20 protein-coding genes are annotated in these 17,249 nt (G+C 62.0%); 18 read left to right on the forward strand and 2 right to left on the reverse strand.

The features are described 5' to 3' along the window. The first annotated feature begins 9 nt into the window (after nt 1-9). The 13 genes from flhF (at nt 10) to L6D74_RS15055 (ending at nt 12,268) form a co-directional block, all read left to right on the forward strand. Complete coding sequence (gene flhF, locus L6D74_RS14995) at nt 10-1,350, forward strand: flagellar biosynthesis GTPase FlhF (protein WP_064594406.1); 1,341 nt, start codon at nt 10-12, stop codon at nt 1,348-1,350. 113 nt (nt 1,351-1,463) lie between these two features. Then, complete coding sequence (gene fleN / locus L6D74_RS15000; protein ID WP_003222917.1) at nt 1,464-2,294, forward strand: flagellar synthesis regulator FleN; 831 nt, start codon at nt 1,464-1,466, stop codon at nt 2,292-2,294. Continuing rightward, nucleotides 2,291-3,031, forward strand: coding sequence for an RNA polymerase sigma factor FliA (gene fliA / locus L6D74_RS15005; protein WP_007951959.1), 741 nt, complete (start codon nt 2,291-2,293; stop codon nt 3,029-3,031). The genes fleN and fliA overlap by 4 nt, the downstream gene beginning before the upstream one ends. Before the next feature lie 167 nt (nt 3,032-3,198). After that, a complete protein-coding gene (locus tag L6D74_RS15010; RefSeq protein WP_003183998.1) occupies nt 3,199-3,570 on the forward strand; it encodes a chemotaxis response regulator CheY in 372 nt (123 codons plus the stop codon). Between the two features lie 18 nt (nt 3,571-3,588). Next, on the forward strand, nt 3,589-4,377 hold the full coding sequence (locus L6D74_RS15015; protein ID WP_011333071.1) for a protein phosphatase CheZ: 789 nt from the start codon (nt 3,589-3,591) through the stop codon (nt 4,375-4,377). 54 nt (nt 4,378-4,431) lie between these two features. Next, nucleotides 4,432-6,702 carry a chemotaxis protein CheA gene (locus tag L6D74_RS15020; RefSeq protein WP_236189661.1) on the forward strand — a complete coding sequence of 757 codons (2,271 nt, stop codon included), beginning with the start codon at nt 4,432-4,434 and terminating at the stop codon, nt 6,700-6,702. A 49-nt stretch (nt 6,703-6,751) separates the two neighbouring features. Continuing rightward, complete coding sequence (locus tag L6D74_RS15025; RefSeq protein ID WP_236189662.1) at nt 6,752-7,885, forward strand: protein-glutamate methylesterase/protein-glutamine glutaminase; 1,134 nt, start codon at nt 6,752-6,754, stop codon at nt 7,883-7,885. Beyond that, complete coding sequence (locus tag L6D74_RS15030) at nt 7,885-8,625, forward strand: flagellar motor protein (RefSeq protein ID WP_085605871.1); 741 nt, start codon at nt 7,885-7,887, stop codon at nt 8,623-8,625. Before L6D74_RS15025 ends, L6D74_RS15030 begins: the two co-directional genes overlap by 1 nt. Nucleotides 8,626-8,637: 12 nt before the next feature. Further along, a complete protein-coding gene (gene motD, locus L6D74_RS15035) occupies nt 8,638-9,528 on the forward strand; it encodes a flagellar motor protein MotD (RefSeq protein ID WP_011333075.1) in 891 nt (296 codons plus the stop codon). A 43-nt stretch (nt 9,529-9,571) separates the two neighbouring features. Further along, nucleotides 9,572-10,360, forward strand: coding sequence for a ParA family protein (locus L6D74_RS15040; RefSeq protein ID WP_007959220.1), 789 nt, complete (start codon nt 9,572-9,574; stop codon nt 10,358-10,360). A gap of 2 nt (nt 10,361-10,362) precedes the next feature. Beyond that, nucleotides 10,363-11,316 carry a CheW domain-containing protein gene (locus L6D74_RS15045; RefSeq protein WP_236189663.1) on the forward strand — a complete coding sequence of 318 codons (954 nt, stop codon included), beginning with the start codon at nt 10,363-10,365 and terminating at the stop codon, nt 11,314-11,316. A 73-nt stretch (nt 11,317-11,389) separates the two neighbouring features. Continuing rightward, nucleotides 11,390-11,875 carry a chemotaxis protein CheW gene (locus L6D74_RS15050; protein ID WP_007959223.1) on the forward strand — a complete coding sequence of 162 codons (486 nt, stop codon included), beginning with the start codon at nt 11,390-11,392 and terminating at the stop codon, nt 11,873-11,875. Next, nucleotides 11,876-12,268, forward strand: a complete 393-nt coding sequence (locus L6D74_RS15055) for a DUF2802 domain-containing protein (protein ID WP_236189664.1) — start codon at nt 11,876-11,878, stop codon at nt 12,266-12,268. It abuts the gene before it with no gap. Between the two features lie 121 nt (nt 12,269-12,389). Here L6D74_RS15055 and L6D74_RS15060 read toward each other — a convergent pair whose 3' ends face one another. Both L6D74_RS15060 and fliK read right to left on the reverse strand, forming a co-directional pair. After that, nucleotides 12,390-12,719, reverse strand: a complete 330-nt coding sequence (locus tag L6D74_RS15060) for an EscU/YscU/HrcU family type III secretion system export apparatus switch protein (protein WP_236189665.1) — start codon at nt 12,717-12,719, stop codon at nt 12,390-12,392. Continuing rightward, nucleotides 12,716-14,290, reverse strand: coding sequence for a flagellar hook-length control protein FliK (gene fliK / locus L6D74_RS15065; protein ID WP_236189666.1), 1,575 nt, complete (start codon nt 14,288-14,290; stop codon nt 12,716-12,718). Before fliK ends, L6D74_RS15060 begins: the two co-directional genes overlap by 4 nt. 197 nt (nt 14,291-14,487) lie before the next feature. On the opposite strand from fliK, the gene ccmA reads away from it, so the two are divergent. The 5 genes from ccmA to ccmE all read left to right on the forward strand — a co-directional run bounded on the left by ccmA (nt 14,488) and on the right by ccmE (nt 17,247). After that, nucleotides 14,488-15,123: a cytochrome c biogenesis heme-transporting ATPase CcmA gene (gene ccmA, locus L6D74_RS15070; protein WP_236189667.1), complete on the forward strand. Its 636-nt coding sequence runs from the start codon at nt 14,488-14,490 to the stop codon at nt 15,121-15,123. Further along, the gene (gene ccmB, locus L6D74_RS15075; protein ID WP_011333083.1) at nt 15,120-15,788 is read left to right on the forward strand and encodes a heme exporter protein CcmB; all 669 of its coding nucleotides are present in this window, start codon (nt 15,120-15,122) and stop codon (nt 15,786-15,788) included. The genes ccmA and ccmB overlap by 4 nt, the downstream gene beginning before the upstream one ends. Before the next feature lie 78 nt (nt 15,789-15,866). Continuing rightward, the gene (locus L6D74_RS15080; protein WP_039769743.1) at nt 15,867-16,622 is read left to right on the forward strand and encodes a heme ABC transporter permease; all 756 of its coding nucleotides are present in this window, start codon (nt 15,867-15,869) and stop codon (nt 16,620-16,622) included. Then, nucleotides 16,619-16,795, forward strand: coding sequence for a heme exporter protein CcmD (gene ccmD / locus L6D74_RS15085; RefSeq protein ID WP_011333085.1), 177 nt, complete (start codon nt 16,619-16,621; stop codon nt 16,793-16,795). Before L6D74_RS15080 ends, ccmD begins: the two co-directional genes overlap by 4 nt. Beyond that, the gene (gene ccmE, locus L6D74_RS15090) at nt 16,792-17,247 is read left to right on the forward strand and encodes a cytochrome c maturation protein CcmE (protein WP_011333086.1); all 456 of its coding nucleotides are present in this window, start codon (nt 16,792-16,794) and stop codon (nt 17,245-17,247) included. The genes ccmD and ccmE overlap by 4 nt, the downstream gene beginning before the upstream one ends. Nucleotides 17,248-17,249: the final 2 nt, after the last annotated feature.

Below are 17,249 nucleotides of genomic sequence, written 5' to 3' on the forward strand. Positions count from 1 at the left end.
TAGTGGTTTATGCAAGTTAAGCGTTTTTTCGCCGCCGATATGCGTCAGGCCATGAAGCTGGTTCGTGATGAGCTGGGCGCTGATGCCGCCATCATTGGCAACCGCCGCATCGCCGGCGGCGTCGAGCTGACGGCGGCGCTCGATTACAAACTGTCGGCGCTGGCCCCGCGCGTTCCGAACATGGAACTCGAGGATGAGCTGCGCAAGACCCAGTCGCGCATCGTTACCGCCCAGGCCGAGCTGAGCCTGCGTGGCGAAGCCGACGGCAACACCAATCGCCAGTTGTTCGCCGGGCTGCCGTTGACGGCCGGCCTGCCGCTGACCGCTGCCGAGCCGCTGACTGAACCCACTTACGAGGCGCCGGCCCGCCCAGCCCCGGCGCCTGCACCGGCCGCCGCTGGCGTCGACCCGCGTGCACTGGACTCGATGCGCTTCGAGCTCAACAGCCTGCGCGAACTGATGGAAGTGCAACTCGGCACCCTGGCCTGGAACCAGCTGCAAGGCAGCCGTCCGGCCCAGGCCAATCTGTACCGTCGTCTGCAACGCATCGGTTTGTCCGGCCCGCTGTCCCGGGATCTGCTGTCGATGATCACCGAGATCGACGAGCCTCGTCAGGCCTGGCGCATGCTGCTGGCGCACCTGGCGCGGATGATTGCCGTACCGGAAGTCGAGCCGCTGGAAGAGGGTGGGGTGATTGCCATGGTCGGCCCGGCCGGCATGGGCAAGACCACCACCCTGGCCAAGCTGGCCGCCCGCTACGTGCTCAAGTACGGCGCGCAGAACATCGCGCTGGTGAGCATGGACAGTTTCCGTATCGGCGCGCAGGAGCAGCTCAAGACGCTGGGCCGCATCCTCAATGTGTCGGTGACCCACGTCGATCCGGGCCAGTCACTGGTGCAGGCGCTGGATCCACTGCTGCGCAAACGCGTGGTGCTGATCGATACCGCCGGCCTGCAAGCCAGCGATCCGGCCCTGCGCATGCAGCTGGAAAGTCTGGCCGGTCGTGGCATTCGGTCGAAAAATTATCTGGTGCTGGCAACCACCAGCCAGAAACAGGTTCTAACCGCCGCTTATCACAGTTACAAGCGTTGCGGGCTGGCCGGGTGCATCCTGACTAAACTGGATGAGACGGCCAGCCTTGGCGAAGTGCTGAGCCTGGCGATCAGTCACGAACTGCCGGTCGCCTACCTGACCGATGGGCCGCGTATTCCGGATGATCTGCATCTGCCGCGTCGTCATCAACTGGTCAGCCGCGCCGTCAGTGTGCAAATGCAGGAAGAACCCAGCGAAGAAGCCATGGCTGACATGTTCGCTGATATCTACCACAGTCCGACCAAGCAGGTTGGCTGAGGTAATGAACCGTTTTTGTACCTACATCGATGGTCTGCCATGCATTGTTCCGGTTGTGAACGCGCAGCCAGTAATGTGGCCTCCGTCTATGCAAGACAAGGTAAAGAAATAACATGGGCAGCATGCATCCCGTACAGGTGATCGCGGTGACCGGCGGCAAAGGTGGCGTCGGCAAGACTAATGTGTCAGTGAACTTGTCCCTGGCGCTGGCAGAGCTTGGCCGTCGGGTCATGCTGCTGGACGCCGACCTGGGGCTGGCGAACGTCGACGTTCTGCTGGGCCTCACCCCCAAACGCACCCTGGCCGACGTGATCGAAGGCCGCTGCGAGCTGCGCGACGTGCTGTTGCAAGGCCCCGGCGGGATCCGCATCGTGCCGGCCGCTTCCGGCACCCAGAGCATGGTTCACCTGAGCCCGGCCCAGCATGCCGGCCTGATTCAGGCGTTCAGCGACATCGGCGACAACCTCGACGTGCTGGTGATCGACACCGCTGCGGGTATTGGTGACTCGGTAGTCAGTTTCGTGCGCGCAGCGCAAGAAGTGTTGCTGGTGGTCTGCGACGAGCCGACCTCGATCACCGACGCTTACGCGCTGATCAAACTGCTCAACCGCGACTACGGCATGAACCGCTTCCGCGTCCTGGCCAACATGGCCCAGAGCCCGCAGGAAGGTCGCAATCTGTTCGCCAAGTTGACCAAGGTCACGGATCGCTTCCTGGACGTCGCCCTACAATACGTCGGTGCGGTGCCTTACGACGAAAGCGTGCGCAAGGCGGTGCAGAAGCAGCGTGCGGTCTATGAAGCCTTCCCGCGTTCCAAGTGCGCGCTGGCGTTCAAGGCGATCGCACAGAAGGTCGACACCTGGCCGCTGCCCGCCAACCCGCGCGGCCACCTCGAATTTTTCGTCGAGCGCCTCGTGCAGCAAACGGCAGGACCTGTGCTATGACCGCCAGCGGTATGAACCTTTACAAAAAGTCGGCGCGTGACGCGCAGTACGAGCTGATCGAGCGTTACGCGCCACTGGTCAAACGCATCGCCTACCACTTGCTGGCGCGATTGCCGGCCAGTGTGCAGGTCGAAGACCTGATCCAGGCCGGGATGATCGGCCTGCTCGAAGTCTCGACCAAATACGACGCCAGCAAGGGCGCCAGTTTTGAAACGTACGCGGGCATCCGGATCCGTGGTGCGATGCTCGATGAAGTCCGTAAGGGGGACTGGGCGCCACGCTCGGTTCACCGCAATACCCGTATGGTCAGCGACGCAATTCGCTCGATTGAAGCTAAAACCGGCCGTGACGCTAAAGATCACGAAGTTGCGGCCGAACTCCAATTGAGTCTCGACGATTACTACGGGATTTTGAACGACACCCTGGGCAGCCGGCTGTTCAGTTTCGACGACCTGTTGCAGGACGGCGAACACGAAGGGCTGCACGAGGATGGCGCCAGTGCTCATCTGGAGCCGTCGCGCGATCTGGAAGACGAACGTTTCCAGGCCGCGCTGGCGGACGCGATTGCCAATTTGCCGGAGCGTGAGCGACTGGTGTTGGCGCTGTACTACGACGAAGAGCTGAACCTCAAGGAGATCGGTGAAGTCCTTGGCGTCAGTGAATCGCGGGTCAGCCAGTTACACAGCCAGTGCGCGGCCCGCTTGCGGGGGCGTTTGGGGGAGTGGCGAGCGCGCTGAAGGCAGTGTGGGGACACTGCGAACGAGGCTGGTGCGGTGGTGAACGGCACCGGTCTCGATCTGTTGTGCTCCAGACAGTCATCGAGTGTTTTGCCGGATTGATTGAAATGGCGCGTCCAGGTGCTGGGCGCGTTTAAGACTGCTTGGAGGTCGAATTGAACAAAGACATGAAAATCCTCATCGTTGATGACTTCTCAACGATGCGGCGGATCATCAAGAACCTGTTGCGTGATCTGGGGTTCACCAACACCGTTGAAGCCGACGATGGCACCACTGCCATTCCGGTGCTCAACAGCGGCAGCATCGACTTTCTGGTGACCGACTGGAACATGCCCGGCATGACCGGTATCGACCTGCTGCGCCACGTGCGTGCCGATGAAAAGCTCAAGCACCTGCCGGTGCTGATGGTGACCGCTGAAGCCAAGCGCGAGCAGATCATCGAAGCGGCCCAGGCCGGCGTGAACGGCTATGTGGTCAAACCTTTCACGGCCCAGGCGTTGAAAGAAAAAATCGAGAAGATTTTCGAACGCATCGGCTGATGAACGCGCGGGGGAGCTATGGAGCATAACGAATCTTCACAGGGCGATTTTGAGTCGACCCTGAAAAAACACGCGGTCGAACTGGTCGAAAGCCTTGAAAAAGGCAAGTTCGGCGACGCGGTGCAACTGATCCATGAGCTCAATCAGACCCGTGACCGTGGCCTGTACCAGGAAGTGGGCAAGCTCACGCGTGAACTGCACAGTGCGATCGTCAATTTTCAGATCGATCCGCACATGCCGCAGGCTGAGGAAGTGTCGCAGATTACCGACGCTACCGAGCGCCTGGGCTACGTGGTCAAACTGACCGAAGCTGCCGCCAACCGCACCATGGATCTGGTGGAAAGCGCGACCCCTGTGGTCAATGGCCTGGCTGATGAAGCCCAGGCCTTGAGCGCCGATTGGGGCCGTTTCATGCGTCGTGAGGTCGGGGCTGAAGAGTTCCGCGAACTGGCGCGCCGGGTCGACGGTTTTCTGGCACGCAGCAGCGCGGACAACCGCGCGGTGTCGAGCAATCTGAATGACATTCTGCTCGCCCAGGATTACCAGGACCTCACCGGCCAGGTGATCAAGCGCGTGACCCAGTTGGTCACCGAAGTCGAAAGCAACCTGCTCAAGCTCGTGCTCATGGCCAGCCAGGTGGACCGCTTTGCGGGCATCGAACATGACCGTGCGGCGATGCTTGCTGAAAAAGATCCACAAAAACATCTCTCGCAGGGTGAAGGTCCGCAGATTCATGCCGATAAACGAGAAGACGTTGTGTCCGGTCAGGACGATGTGGACGATTTGTTATCCAGCCTTGGATTCTAGAGTTTTGGAATCATAGGTTTTTTGGGTTTTTAGACCTGTAGGAGCACCCCATTAATGAGCTTCGGCGCCGATGAAGAGATCCTTCAGGATTTCCTGGTTGAGGCCGGCGAGATTCTTGAGCAACTGTCCGAACAACTGGTCGAGCTGGAAAGCCGCCCGGATGACGCAGATCTGCTCAACGCAATTTTTCGCGGTTTCCACACTGTAAAAGGGGGCGCCGGCTTCCTTCAGCTCAACGAGCTGGTGGAGTGCTGTCACATCGCCGAAAACGTGTTCGACATCCTGCGCAAGGGTGAGCGTCGCGTTGATGCAGAACTGATGGACGTGGTGCTCGAAGCGCTGGACGCGGTGAACAGCATGTTCAGCGAAGTCCGCGATCGCAGCCCGATCACCGCCGCCACCCCGGAACTGCTGGCCGCCCTGGCGCGTCTGGCCGAACCGCAATCGGCGGATGAAGCCCCGGCTTCGCCGGTTGCCGAGATGATCGAAGAACTGGTCGTCGAAGGCGATTCGGGCGACATCACCGATAACGAATTTGAACAGTTGCTGGACTCGCTGAACGCCGTCAAGGCCGAAGCCGAAGCCCCGGCGGCTGCCGCTGCGCCTGCTTCCGCCGAAGCGGCCAGCGATGAAATCACCGACGCCGAGTTCGAGTCGCTGCTCGACCAGTTGCATGGCAAAGGCCAGTTCGCGGCCGACGCCGTAGCTCCGGCGGCGGCTGCACCTGCTGCCCCGGCGGCGGGCGACAGCTCGGACATTACCGACGACGAATTCGAAGCCTTGCTCGATCAGTTGCATGGCAAGGGCAACTTTGCCGTCGATGCGCTGGAATCGGCGATTGCTTCGGTGCCTGCGACGGCTGCTCCGGCAGCCGCTGCGGCCGGTAGCGATCTGATCAGCGATCACGAGTTCGAATCGCTGCTCGACGATCTGCATGGCAAAGGCAAATTCACTGACGTCGCCACCGGTGCGGTCGTGACTGCCGGCAATGCTTCGGCTGTTGCAACGCCTGCTGCAAAGGCCCCGGCCGCTGCGGCAAAACCTGCTGCGAAAGCGCCTGAGCCGAAAGCCGAACCGGCCAAACCGGCTGCCGCTGCTGCACCGGCTCCGGCCCGTGCTCCGGCGAGCCCGCCACCGGAAAAACCGGCGAGCGAAGCCGAAACCACCGTTCGCGTTGATACCGCGCGTCTCGACGAAATCATGAACATGGTCGGCGAGCTGGTGCTGGTACGTAACCGTCTGGTGCGTCTGGGCCTGAACAGCGGCGACGAGTCGATGCAGAAGGCCGTGTCGAACCTCGACGTGGTCACCGCCGACTTGCAGACCGCCGTCATGAAGACCCGGATGCAGCCGATCAAGAAAGTCTTCGGCCGCTTCCCGCGTCTGGTTCGCGACCTGGCACGCCAGCTCAAGAAAGAGATCAACCTGGAACTGGTGGGCGAAGAGACCGACCTCGACAAGAATCTCGTCGAGGCCCTGGCCGACCCGCTGGTCCACTTGGTGCGCAACGCGGTCGACCACGGCATCGAGTCGCCGGAAGAACGCGAAGCATCGGGCAAGGCCCGTGGCGGCAAGGTGATCCTGGCGGCCGAGCAGGAAGGCGACCACATCCTGCTGTCGATCTCCGACGACGGCAAAGGCATGGACCCGAACGTCCTGCGCGCCATCGCCGTGAAACGCGGTGTGATGGACAAGGATGCCGCCGATCGTCTGAGCGACACCGAGTGCTACAACCTGATTTTCGCCCCGGGCTTCTCGACCAAGACCGAGATCTCCGACGTGTCCGGCCGCGGTGTCGGCATGGACGTGGTGAAGACCAAGATTTCCCAGCTCAACGGTTCGATCAACATCTACTCGACCAAGGGCCAGGGCTCGAAGATCGTCATCAAGGTGCCGCTGACGCTGGCGATCATGCCGACCCTGATGGTGATGCTCGGCAACCAGGCGTTCGCGTTCCCGCTGGTGAACGTCAACGAAATCTTCCACCTCGACCTGTCGACCACCAACGTGGTGGATGGCCAGGAAGTGGTGATCGTGCGGGACAAGGCGCTGCCATTGTTCTACCTCAAGCGCTGGCTGGTCAGCTCCGCCGCTCACGAAGAGCAGCGCGAAGGCCATGTGGTGATCCTTTCGGTGGGCACCCAGCGGATCGGCTTCGTCGTCGATCAACTGGTCGGCCAGGAAGAAGTGGTCATCAAGCCATTGGGCAAGATGCTCCAGGGAACTCCGGGCATGTCCGGCGCCACCATCACCGGTGACGGCCGCATTGCACTGATTCTCGATGTTCCGAGCATGCTCAAGCGTTACGCCGCACGGCGTATTTGAATCCGGGGTGGCGGGGCGACAACGTCCCGCCGCACCTAATGGAGTGTTTATGGCAGTCAAAGTCCTGGTGGTGGACGATTCGGGTTTTTTCCGCCGCCGCGTCTCGGAAATTCTTTCAGCGGATCCGAGCATCCAAGTTGTCGGCACGGCAACCAACGGTAAAGAGGCGATCGATCAGGCCCTGGCCCTCAAGCCGGACGTGATCACCATGGACTACGAGATGCCGATGATGGATGGCATCACGGCCGTGCGGCACATCATGCAGCGCTGCCCGACCCCGGTGTTGATGTTCTCCTCGCTGACACACGAAGGCGCCCGGGTCACCCTGGATGCGCTGGATGCCGGCGCGGTGGATTTCCTGCCGAAGAATTTCGAAGACATCTCCCGTAATCCGGAGAAGGTCAAGCAACTGCTGTGCGAGAAGGTTCACAGCATCTCGCGCAGCAACCGTCGTTTCAGTGCCTACAGTGCGCCGGCGCCTGCCGCTGCACCTGCGCCGACTCCAGCACCGGCGCCGTCGAGCTTCAGCAGTCACAGCAGCGCTCCGGCCCGTTCGGCACCTGCGCCTGCACCGACTCGCGCGCCAGCGGCCAGTGCTTCGTCGCCAGCCCCGAAACGCAAAAACTACAAGCTCGTGGCGATTGGTACGTCGACTGGCGGCCCGGTAGCACTGCAACGGGTCCTGACCCAGTTGCCGGCCAGCTTCCCGGCGCCGATCGTGCTGATCCAGCACATGCCGGCGGCCTTCACCAAGGCCTTCGCCGAACGTCTGGACAAGCTGTGCCGCATCAGCGTCAAGGAAGCCGAGGATGGCGACATCCTGCGTCCGGGCCTGGCGCTGCTGGCACCGGGTGGCAAGCAGATGATGATCGACGGCCGTGGCGCGGTGAAAATCCTGCCGGGCGACGAACGTCTGAACTACAAGCCGTGCGTGGACATCACCTTCGGTTCTGCAGCCAAATCCTACAGCGACAAAGTTCTGGCGGTGGTACTGACCGGCATGGGCGCCGACGGCCGCGAAGGTGCTCGCCTGCTCAAGCAGGGCGGCAGCACGGTCTGGGCTCAGGACGAAGCCAGTTGCGTGATCTACGGCATGCCGATGGCCATCGTCAAAGCTGACCTCGCCGACGCGGTGTACAGCCTGGACGATATCGGCAAGCACATCGTCGAGGCATGCGTCTGATGGATGTTCTAAGCCTTATCGGGATCATCATGGCGTTCGTCGCCATCATCGGCGGCAACTACCTGGAAGGTGGTCACCTCGGCGCGCTGGCCAACGGCCCGGCGGCGCTGATCGTGCTCGGTGGCACCGTCGGTGCCGCGCTGCTGCAATCGCCGATGAGCGCGTTCAAGCGCGCCATGCAGATTCTGGCCTGGATCTTTTTCCCGCCGCGGGTGGACCTGGCCGGCGGCATCGATCGCGTGGTCAACTGGAGCCTCACCGCCCGCAAGGAAGGCCTGCTGGGCCTGGAAGGCGTGGCGGATGCCGAGCCCGACGCCTACTCGCGCAAGGGCCTGCAACTGCTGGTCGACGGCGCCGAGCCGGAAGCGATCCGCAGCATTCTCGAAGTGGATTTCTACACCCAGGAAGCCCGCGACATCGAGGCCGCCAAAGTGTTTGAAAGCATGGGCGGCTACGCGCCGACCATCGGCATCATCGGTGCGGTAATGGGCCTGATCCACGTGATGGGCAATCTGGCCGATCCGTCGCAACTGGGTAACGGGATTGCGGTGGCGTTCGTCGCCACCATCTACGGTGTGGCCAGTGCCAACCTGATCCTGTTGCCGGTGGCCGCCAAGCTCAAGTCAATCGCGTTGCGACAGTCGCGTTATCGCGAAATGTTGTTGGAAGGTATTTTGTCGATCGCTGAAGGTGAAAACCCACGCTCCATCGAGTTGAAGCTTCAGGGCTTCATGGATTAAGGGACTGACCTCATGGCACGTCGTCGCCAGCATGAAGAGCACGTAAACCATGAACGCTGGCTGGTTTCCTACGCCGACTTCATTACCTTGCTCTTTGCCTTTTTCGTGGTGATGTACTCCATCTCGTCGATCAACGAAGGCAAGTACAAGATCATCTCCGAAGCGCTGATCGGGGTCTTCACCGACTCCGACCGCGCGCTCAAGCCGATTCCGATCGGTGAAGAACGACCGAAGACCGTGACCCCGGCCAAGCCGCTGGTCAAGGACGCCGAACAGGTCGATGCCGGTATCGCCGGAGCCAGCGATCCGCTGAAAAGCATCGCCGATGACATCAGCGCTGCGTTCGGCGACCTGATCTCCTCGAACCAGATGACCGTGCGCGGCAACGAGCTGTGGGTCGAGATCGAACTCAACTCCAGCCTGTTGTTCGGCAGCGGTGATGCGATGCCGAGCGACATCGCGTTCAACATCATCGACAAGGTCGCGGCGATCCTCAAACCGTTCGACAACCCGATCCACGTCGAAGGCTTCACCGACGATCAACCGATCCGCACCGCGCAGTACCCGACCAACTGGGAGCTGTCCTCGGCGCGTTCGGCGAGCATCGTGCGCATGCTGGCGATGCAGGGCGTAAACCCTGGCCGCCTGGCGTCGGTGGGCTACGGCGAATTCCAGCCGGTGGCCAACAACGCCACCGCTGAAGGCCGGGCGAAAAACCGTCGTGTGGTACTGGTGGTGTCGCGCAATCTCGATGTGCGCCGCAGCCTGACCGGCACCGGAACCGCTCATGCGCAACCGGACGCCGCGTTGAAGCGTGCTGGCACACAAACTGCACCGACCCCGGTCAAGACGCCGGGACGCGAGAGTGCCGTCAATTCTCCGTCGCCCGCATTAATACGCTGAACCATGTCTCGGCCGAGTATCCCGGCCGGGAGGAACGATCTGAATGAGAGTCTGGGCAGTCGCCAATCAAAAGGGTGGTGTTGGTAAAACCACTTCTTCCATCGCTTTAGCCGGTTTGCTGGCAGAGGCGGGCAAGCGCGTGGTCGTGGTCGATCTCGACCCGCACGGCTCGATGACCAGCTATTTCGGTTACGACCCCGACAGCCTGGAACACAGTAACTACGACCTGTTTCTACACAAGGGCAGCGTGCCGCAAGGCCTGCCGGGCCAACTGCTGCTGTCGACCAGCGATGAACGCATTTCCCTGTTGCCGTCGAGCACCGCGCTGGCCACCCTCGAGCGCCAGTCGCCGGGGCAGAGTGGCCTGGGTCTGGTGATCGCCAAGAGTCTGGCGCAGCTGTGGCAGGACTTCGATTACGCGATCATCGACAGCCCGCCGTTGCTCGGCGTGCTGATGGTCAACGCCCTGGCCGCCAGTCAACAACTGGTGATCCCGGTGCAGACCGAGCACCTGGCCGTCAAAGGCCTGGAGCGCATGGTCAACACGCTGGCGATGATCAACCGCTCACGCAAACAGGCGCTGCCGTTCAGCATCGTGCCGACCCTGTTCGACCGCCGCACCCAGGCGTCGATGGGCACCTTGCGTGTGCTGCGCGACAAATTTCCCGACGAGATCTGGCAGGGTTACATCCCGGTCGATACCCGTCTGCGTGACGCCAGTCGTGCCGGTGTCACCCCTTCGCAGTTCGACGGCAAGAGCCGTGGCGTGCTGGCCTACCGCGCGCTGCTCAAGCATCTGCTGGCGCAGCAACTCGTTCCGCAGGTGGCTTGAGCATGAATCGGCCGATCAAGCTGACGTCGAAGCCGCAACTGGCGCTGCAGTCCTATCTGGACGGCTTGCTGCAGGAAGTGACGGACGAGGTCGAGCAGCAAATCGCAGCGCCGGTCGAGGTGGTCGAGAGCGCTGCGGCGCTCGATGAATTCCAGGCTGCCGTGCTTGAAGAGCAGGCCCGGGATGCGCAAAAAGCCGCTAGGCCGGTGGCCCCGGTTGCAGCGCCTGCCGCTGTAGTAGCGAAGGCACCTGCGACGTTGATCAAAGAGCCTGAACCGGTGCGCGTGGTATCGACCCTGGCGCCGTTGCTGCAAACCCAACTTCTGCAAACGCCGCCGGTTCCGGCGGCGCCAGAACCCGAGCCTGTAGCGCCTGCGCCAGCCCCGGTCAAACCGACCCTGGTTGCGCCACTGGTGGAAGTGCATTTGCCACCCAGCAACACGCCGCCGCCGGTGGAAACCGACGGCCGTCCAGCCTGGGCTTCGGAAGCGTTCGAATGCCTGCTGTTCGACGTGGCCGGCCTGACGCTGGCGGTGCCGCTGGTGTGCCTGGGCTCGATCTATTCGCTGGCCGGCCATGAGCTGACGCCGCTGTTCGGTCAGCCGGAATGGTTCCTCGGGATTCTGCCGAGCCAAGCCGGCAACCTGAAGGTGCTGGACACCGCACGCTGGGTCATGCCGGATCGCTATCGCGACGATTTCCGTCAGGGCCTGCAATACGTAATTTCGGTGCAGGGTTACGAGTGGGGACTGGCGGTGCATCAGGTCAGTCGCTCGTTGCGTCTGGACCCGAATGAAATCAAATGGAGAAGTCACCGGGGTCAGCGGCCATGGCTCGCCGGCACGGTGATTGAACACATGTGCGCCTTGCTCGATGTTTCCGCTCTGGCCGAGTTGATCGCCAGCGGTGGGGCAAAGCACATGTCCGGCAGTAAGCCGAACCACAAACCGACATAAAGACAGTACCGGCATTCAAATGCCGGCGAACGAAACACACACCGCCAGGCGCGGTTTTTCGAGGGGCTAGGGTATGAACGACAAGGCTACGGCGGCAAAGGGTTCCGAAGATCCGATCCTGCAATGGGTGACCTTCAAGCTGGATAACGAAACCTACGGCATCAACGTGATGCGCGTTCAGGAAGTCCTGCGCTACACCGAGATCGCTCCGGTTCCGGGTGCGCCAAGCTACGTGCTGGGCATCATCAACCTGCGCGGCAACGTGGTGACCGTGATCGATACCCGTCAGCGCTTCGGCCTGATGAGCGGTGAGATCAGCGACAACACCCGTATCGTCATCATCGAAGCCGACAAGCAGGTCGTCGGCATCATGGTCGACAGCGTGGCTGAAGTGGTTTACCTGCGTCAGTCGGAAATCGAGACCGCACCGAACGTCGGTAACGAAGAGTCGGCCAAGTTCATCCAGGGCGTGTGCAACAAGAACAACGAGTTGCTGATCCTGGTCGAGCTGGACAAGATGATGAGCGAAGAAGAGTGGTCGGAACTGGAGAACATCTGATTGATTCTCGAGGTAGCGGTCATTGTCCTGTTCCTGTTCTGGGCAGGCACGCTGGCGATGTTTCTGGCGTACATCAAGGCGCAGCGGGTCATCGCTGCGCAACAGGCCCAGGGCGATGCGCTGCGTGATCAGCGGATCAGGGACCTGGCCAAACGTGTCGACGATTACCAGAACGGCAACGTGCGCATGGGCGAAGCCCTGCACGAGCTGCGCTCGGTGGTCGGTCCGATCCCGGACAAACTCGCCCAGCTCGAACAGCGCGACCCTTCCAGCCTGTCATTCGCCCAGGCGGCGAAACTGGTGGGGATGGGCGCGAGTGTCGATGAGCTGACTCAGTCCTGCGGGTTGACCCAGGCTGAGGCGGAGTTGATGCGCAAGCTGCACAAGAACTGATTTGTAGCGCGGCTGAAATCGCTATCGCGAGCAGGCTCGCTCCCACATTGAATCGCGGTCGTCATGACGAGACGCGGTCAAATGTGGGAGCGAGCCTGCTCGCGATGGGGCCTGTGAAAATTCAGTAATCGTCGCCGCGTTCGGTGACGTCTTTCTCGACCATCGGCGCATCCGGATTCTGTCCCGCCGGGAACTTGCCCTTGAGGTTCCAGGCGAAAGCGATGATCTCCGCGATCGTGCGGTACAGCTCTTCGGGGATGCTGTCGCCCAGTTCCATTCGCGCCAGCAGTTTCACCAGTTCGGCGTTTTCGTAGATCGGCACTTCATAATCGCGGGCGATCCGCAGGATTTCTTCGGCCAGTTCTTCGTCGCCCTTGGCGGTAAGGGTCGGGGCGTGGCTGCCGTCGTATTTGAGGGCGATGGCCTGGCGTGGAGCGGTGGTGTCATTCATGCGGTTTCGTCGACCCAGCGGTGTTCGAGGCGGGTTTGGATGCCTTGCGGCGGGGTGCCGAGGTGGCAGTCGAGGTCGCCGACGTTCAGCCCGGAATCCAGCAGGCGCTGGCGCAGGGCGGTCAGGTTGCTTTCGATCAGACTCGCGGTGTACGGCCGCTCGGCCCACAACTGGCTGGACAGGCTGCCGCTGATCAACTGTGCCTGAATCTGCATCGGCCCCAGCGGTTCCATGTCGAACGCCAGATCGACGCGCCACAGTTGTTGTTTCGGCTCGCGCTCATCGCGGCGCTGCTCGTTCGCATCCTGTTTCTCCGGCGCTTCTTCGCGCTGGAACTTGACCTGCAACGGCACGATGTCCTGCAGATTGCGCATCGGGATTTCCAGTTGCCAGGTGCTGAGCAGGCGGCCGTCGTCGGTCACGCCGGTCTGTTCCAGACTCGACAGTTGATGACTTTGCAGGCGCGACACGGCAGCGGCGGCGAGGCGCAGCAAATGCTCCAGATCGCCTTCACCTTCCAGGCTTTGCAGCAGTCGCTCGGGCAGCGGGAAACTGCTCGGCACCGGTTTTGCGCTGACCTGACCGAGCATGCCGAGGGCGTTGCGCACAAAGCTCGGCAATGCCTGAGCCAGGGTGTTGGCGGCGATGATCGCATTCAGGTTGGTGTTGCCGGGCAGGCCGGGGGTGAGTTGGGCGATCAGCTTGAGCAGATCGGCTTTCATGTCCGGGGCCAGCGTCGGGTTCTGCCCGGTCAGCAGTTTGGTTTCGAGGAACACACCGCTGTTGGCCAGCGCCTGGGCCAGACCTTTCGGTGTGCTCAGTTGCTGCACGTCCGGCAGATTGGCGAGCAGTTTGTCCACGGCCGCGCGCAAATCCTGGGACGTCTGATCGGTGGCGGGGGGCAGGCTCTGGAGCATTTTCAGCAAGCCGTCGAGCGAGCCCTGACGGCTTTGCTGGCTGACCAGTTGCTGACTGACCGCCAGTTGTTCCTGGCGATTGCTCAGCGGCAGGAACTTCAGGGTCTGCGAGTCCTGCACCAGCGCCGACAGCAGGGTGCCGATGCGCAACGGTTGCGGGCTGTCGATGCTCAGGGTGCTGCCGCTCAACGCGGTGTTGAGCAGGCTGACCATCGAGCGATACACCGTCGGCTGCCCCGGCACCTGCGGCAAGGCCTGGGCCGTCAGCACCTTGCCTTGCAGCAGCGTGCCGACCGGCAGTTGCGCAGTGTCGATGCGGGTCAGGGTGGCGACGCTGCTGGCGATGGCCTGTTGCACGGTGATCGCCAGATTGCCCGCCGACGGCTGGGTGATCGCCAGACTGGTGCCCTGGGGCAGCGGCAGATTGCTGGTCGCCTGCACGGTGGTCTGACGGCCGCTGTCCAGCGTCACCTTGAGCAGCAACTGAAAGGTCTGATCCGCCTGCTTGAGCGACAACACCTCGGCCTTGGCGCTCTGGCCGGCGGCAATCAGCCCGTCGACCGGCGTCAGCAACTTCAGCAGCTCACCCACCTGCGGGCGAACGGTCGCCGGGGTGGTGGTCGGGAGCGGGAGGATGTTCATTTCGCCTGTCATACGCGGACACAACCTGAGGAAAATGCACTCGGGAGAGCGGGGGACGCCATGTATAATGCCGCCCGTCCTTCCATTCGTTCAAAAAACATAGCAATTGTTTGACGCAGCTCTCTGGATTGAGCCGTCATTGCATTTATGCTGCAACTCTTTAACGGCCGCGCCAGAGCCGACTTGAACCGTATAAGGCCCGTGAACCCTTGACCAGTCCTGTCCTGCAAACCGTTGCCCTCGCGTGTGAACGTGATCTCAGACTGCTCTTCGACAATCTCGAATTGAGACTGGCCAGTGGCGATATGGTGCAGATCAGCGGCCCCAACGGCAGCGGCAAGACCAGCCTGCTGCGTTTGCTGGCCGGTCTGATGCAGCCGACCGACGGTCAGGTGCTGCTCAACGGCAAGCCGCTGGGCGAGCAACGCAGCGAGCTGGCGCGCAACCTGTTGTGGATCGGCCATGCCGCCGGGATCAAGGACTTGCTCACCCCGGAAGAAAACCTCGCCTGGCTCTGCGCCCTGCATCAACCCGCCGAACGCGACGCGATCTGGCAGGCCCTGGCGGCGGTTGGATTGCGCGGTTTCGAGGATGTTCCCTGCCACAGTCTGTCCGCCGGCCAGCAGCGCCGCGTGGCGCTGGCGCGGTTGTATCTGGACAGCCCGCCGTTGTGGATTCTCGACGAACCGTTCACTGCGCTGGACAAGCAGGGCGTGGCACAGCTTGAAGAACACCTGGCCGGGCACTGCGAACGGGGCGGCCTGGTGGTGCTCACCACACACCACACGCTGAGCCGGATGCCATCCGGTTATCGCGACATCGATCTGGGGAATTGGGCGGTATGAGTGTGTTCGGCCTGCTGGTTGCCCGTGAATCCCGACTGCTGTTCCGCCGCCCGGCGGAGCTGGCCAATCCGCTGATTTTCTTCGCCATCGTCATCGCGCTGTTCCCGCTGGCCGTCGGCCCGGAAACTCAAGTATTGCAAAACTTGTCCCCGGGGTTAGTCTGGGTGGCGGCACTTTTGTCGGTCCTGCTCTCGCTGGACGGGCTGTTCCGCAGTGATTTCGAAGACGGCTCCCTTGAACAGTGGGTCCTTTCGCCGCACCCCCTGCCACTTCTGGTATTGGCCAAGGTGCTGGCACACTGGCTTTTTTCCGGGCTGGCACTGGTTTTGCTCTCGCCATTACTGGCGTTGATGCTCGGGTTGCCGGCTGCGTGTCTGCCGGTTTTGCTGCTTTCGTTGCTGCTGGGAACACCGGTGCTGAGCTTGCTCGGTGCGGTGGGCGCGGCGCTGACGGTCGGTCTGAAACGCGGAGGCCTGTTGCTGGCGCTGCTGATTCTGCCGTTGTACATCCCGGTGTTGATCCTGGGCAGTGGCGCCTTGCAGGCGGCGTTGCAGGGCATGCCGGCGCTTGGTTATCTGTTGTGGCTTGGCAGCCTGACCGCCCTGGCGATAACCCTGACACCTTTTGCAATAGCGGCTGGCCTGAAGATCAGCGTCGGCGAATAATGAGGTCTGGTTAAAATTTAACCAGCAAAGACCCTGAGACTGCTCACACCGATGAGCGGCACCCGTGATGGAAACAGTATGAACTGGACCTGGTTTCACAAGCTCGGCTCGCCCAAGTGGTTCTACGGCATCAGCAGCAAGTTTTTGCCGTGGTTGAGCCTCGCCGCGTTGTTGCTGATCTGCGTTGGCGTCATCTGGGGTCTGGCCTTCGCGCCGCCGGACTATCAGCAAGGCAACAGCTTTCGCATCATCTATATCCACGTTCCCGCCGCGATGCTTGCTCAGTCGATCTACGTGATGCTGGCGGTGTGCGGTGTGGTCGGGCTGGTGTGGAAGATGAAACTGGCGGACGTCGCCCTGCAATGCGCCGCGCCAATCGGTGCCTGGATGACCGCCGTGGCGCTGGTCACCGGGGCGATCTGGGGCAAGCCGACCTGGGGCTCGTGGTGGGTCTGGGACGCGCGCCTGACCTCGATGCTGATTCTGCTGTTCCTGTACTTCGGCGTGATCGCCCTGGGCAACGCCATCAGCAATCGCGACAGCGCCGCCAAGGCCTGCGCGGTGCTGGCCATCGTCGGCGTGATCAACATTCCGATCATCAAATACTCGGTGGAGTGGTGGAACACCCTGCACCAGGGCGCGACCTTTACCCTCACCGAAAAACCGGCGATGCCCGTCGAGATGTGGCTGCCGCTGCTGCTGACGGTGCTGGGATTCTACTGTTTCTTCGGCGCCGTGCTGTTGTTGCGCATGCGCCTTGAAGTGCTCAAGCGCGAAGCCCGCGCCAGTTGGGTGAAAGAAGAAGTGCAGAACAGCCTGGAGGCCGCTCGATGAGTTTCGCGTCATTCGGCGACTTCCTCGCCATGGGCCATCACGGCCTGTATGTCTGGTCGGCCTACGGCATCTGTCTGGCGGTACTGATCCTCAACGTGGCGGCGCCGATCGCGGCCCGCAAGCGCTATCTGCAACAAGAGGCGCGTCGTCTGCGCCGGGAGAACGGCAAGTGAATCCGCTGCGTAAAAAGCGTCTGATCATCATCCTGGCAATTCTGGTCGGGGTCGGCGCTGCCGTCGGCCTGGCCCTGAGCGCCCTGCAGCAGAACATCAACCTGTTTTACACGCCGACCCAGATCGCCAACGGCGAAGCGCCGCAGGACACCCGCATCCGCGCCGGCGGCATGGTCGAGAAGGGCTCGCTGCAACGCTCCACGGATTCCCTGGACGTCAAATTCGTGGTCACCGACTTCAACAAGTCCGTGACCATCACCTATCGCGGGATCCTGCCGGACCTGTTCCGCGAAGGGCAGGGCATCGTCGCACTGGGCAAGCTCAACGCCGACGGCGTGGTGGTTGCCGATGAAGTGCTGGCCAAGCACGACGAGAAATACATGCCGCCGGAAGTGACCAAGGCCCTGAAGGACAGCGGTCAATCCGCGCCAACCCCTGCGAAGGAGGGTTGATC

Source organism: Pseudomonas pharyngis (assembly GCF_021602345.1).
GTDB classification, from domain to species: domain Bacteria; phylum Pseudomonadota; class Gammaproteobacteria; order Pseudomonadales; family Pseudomonadaceae; genus Aquipseudomonas; species Aquipseudomonas pharyngis.

Bases quoted from the DNA above. Each gene is read 5' to 3' on its own strand.
- L6D74_RS15060 (WP_236189665.1), bottom strand. From the start codon at position 12,719: ATGAATGACACCACCGCTCCACGCCAGGCCATCGCCCTCAAATACGAC.
- ccmD (WP_011333085.1), top strand. From the start codon at position 16,619: ATGAGTTTCGCGTCATTCGGCGACTTCCTCGCCATGGGCCATCACGGC.
- L6D74_RS15030 (WP_085605871.1), top strand. From the start codon at position 7,885: ATGGATGTTCTAAGCCTTATCGGGATCATCATGGCGTTCGTCGCCATC.
- L6D74_RS15080 (WP_039769743.1), top strand. From the start codon at position 15,867: ATGAACTGGACCTGGTTTCACAAGCTCGGCTCGCCCAAGTGGTTCTAC.
- motD (WP_011333075.1), top strand. From the start codon at position 8,638: ATGGCACGTCGTCGCCAGCATGAAGAGCACGTAAACCATGAACGCTGG.
- L6D74_RS15050 (WP_007959223.1), top strand. From the start codon at position 11,390: ATGAACGACAAGGCTACGGCGGCAAAGGGTTCCGAAGATCCGATCCTG.
- L6D74_RS15015 (WP_011333071.1), top strand. From the start codon at position 3,589: ATGGAGCATAACGAATCTTCACAGGGCGATTTTGAGTCGACCCTGAAA.
- L6D74_RS15025 (WP_236189662.1), top strand. From the start codon at position 6,752: ATGGCAGTCAAAGTCCTGGTGGTGGACGATTCGGGTTTTTTCCGCCGC.
- L6D74_RS15010 (WP_003183998.1), top strand. From the start codon at position 3,199: ATGAAAATCCTCATCGTTGATGACTTCTCAACGATGCGGCGGATCATC.
- L6D74_RS15040 (WP_007959220.1), top strand. From the start codon at position 9,572: ATGAGAGTCTGGGCAGTCGCCAATCAAAAGGGTGGTGTTGGTAAAACC.
- L6D74_RS15020 (WP_236189661.1), top strand. From the start codon at position 4,432: ATGAGCTTCGGCGCCGATGAAGAGATCCTTCAGGATTTCCTGGTTGAG.
- fliA (WP_007951959.1), top strand. From the start codon at position 2,291: ATGACCGCCAGCGGTATGAACCTTTACAAAAAGTCGGCGCGTGACGCG.
- fliK (WP_236189666.1), bottom strand. From the start codon at position 14,290: ATGACAGGCGAAATGAACATCCTCCCGCTCCCGACCACCACCCCGGCG.
- ccmB (WP_011333083.1), top strand. From the start codon at position 15,120: ATGAGTGTGTTCGGCCTGCTGGTTGCCCGTGAATCCCGACTGCTGTTC.
- flhF (WP_064594406.1), top strand. From the start codon at position 10: ATGCAAGTTAAGCGTTTTTTCGCCGCCGATATGCGTCAGGCCATGAAG.
- L6D74_RS15045 (WP_236189663.1), top strand. From the start codon at position 10,363: ATGAATCGGCCGATCAAGCTGACGTCGAAGCCGCAACTGGCGCTGCAG.
- fleN (WP_003222917.1), top strand. From the start codon at position 1,464: ATGGGCAGCATGCATCCCGTACAGGTGATCGCGGTGACCGGCGGCAAA.